We start from the raw sequence: 1,430 nt of genomic DNA, 5'->3' as shown, positions 1-1,430 counted from the left end.
GGAAGTACTTCTTCTGAATAAGCGACTCACCATCAGCACTCAAACTAGAGTTAAATACTGGGAACTCAGCTAATGCTTTGGCGACGGCTTTCATCATGAACACTAATGGAGTGATCTTGTAATCCGCTTTCTTCTTCGCAGCAAGGTCGTTCTGCTGCTTACGGAATGCTTCCATCTCAGTGATATCAGCTTCATCAAACTGAGTAACATGTGGAATGGTTACCCAGTTGCGATGTAAGTTAGGACCAGATATTTTCTGGATACGGCTTAGTGGTATTTCTTCCACTTCACCAAACTTACTGAAATCAACTTTAGGCGCTGCAATTACGTTTAAGCCACCAGCACCACCAGAAACCGCGGTAGCAGCAGTTGCTTTAGGGCGTGATAATTCGTATTTCACAAATGCTTGCACGTCGTCTTTCAAAATACGCGCTTTACGGCCAGTACCAGAAACCTTGGTTAAATCAACACCAAACTCACGCGCTAAGCGACGTACCGCAGGCGATGCATGAACAACGCCGGTTGACGCAGTAACAGCAGCACTTGGGTGAAACGGCACTGGTGGAGTTGATGGACGATTGGCAGCCATAGTTGGTGCGGCTGCCGCTGCAGCAGGCTCTGCTTGAGTCGGTGCAGCTTGTGCCACTGGTGCTGAGCTAGTGGTTTCAATGGTCGCAATTAAGCTACCTTGAGACACTTTATCGCCCACTTTAACCGTTAACGACACAAGTTTACCGGCAAATGGTGCTGGTACTTCCATTGTCGCTTTGTCTGTTTCAAGGGTAATTAACCCTTGATCTGCAGTGATTTCATCACCAACAGCAACCAGCACTTCGATAATATCAACATCATTGGCGTCGCCAATATCAGGCACATGAATTTCTTGTACTTGAGTTGTCGTTGCGGCTGGTGCTGCTGGTGCCTGAGCTGCTTGTGCTACCGGAGCGGCAGCTTGTGGCGCAGATGCAACAGGTGCTGAACCGGCTACTTCTAGCGTGATAACCAATGAACCTTCAGACACTTTGTCGCCAACGGCCACTGTCACTGATTTAACCACACCTGCTTTAGGTGACGGTACATCCATTGTTGCTTTGTCAGTTTCTAAGGTAATTAAACCCGTATCAACGTCAATGCTATCGCCAACAGCAACCAATACTTCGATGACAGACACATCTGTGTCGCCGCCGATATCAGGTACTTTAACTTCAATGACTTCCGAGCTACCAACACTTGGTGCGGCAACAGGCGTCACTGGTGCAGGAGCTGCAGCTTGTGCCACTGGCGCTTCAGCTTTAGGTGCTGGCGCAGCAGCTTCTACTTTAGCCGGTGCAGCGTTAGCTGCACTCATCATCGCAATTAAGGTACCTTCAGAAACGGTATCACCGACAGCGATTTTTAATTCTGCTAACGTACCAGCAAAAGGTGCTGGA

At 48.5% G+C, this 1,430-nt stretch carries 1 protein-coding gene; it reads right to left on the bottom strand.

What is annotated here, in order from left to right:
- Nucleotides 1–1,430: biotin/lipoyl-containing protein (locus CXF78_RS00445; protein WP_102035680.1), on the bottom strand; the 1,430-nt coding region annotated here is incomplete at both ends.

This window comes from Shewanella sp. 11B5 (assembly GCF_002836795.1).
Taxonomy (GTDB): domain Bacteria; phylum Pseudomonadota; class Gammaproteobacteria; order Enterobacterales; family Shewanellaceae; genus Shewanella; species Shewanella frigidimarina.
The sequence above is the reverse complement of the archived record's forward strand: the minus strand, read 5'-3'. Positions and strand labels throughout refer to the sequence as shown.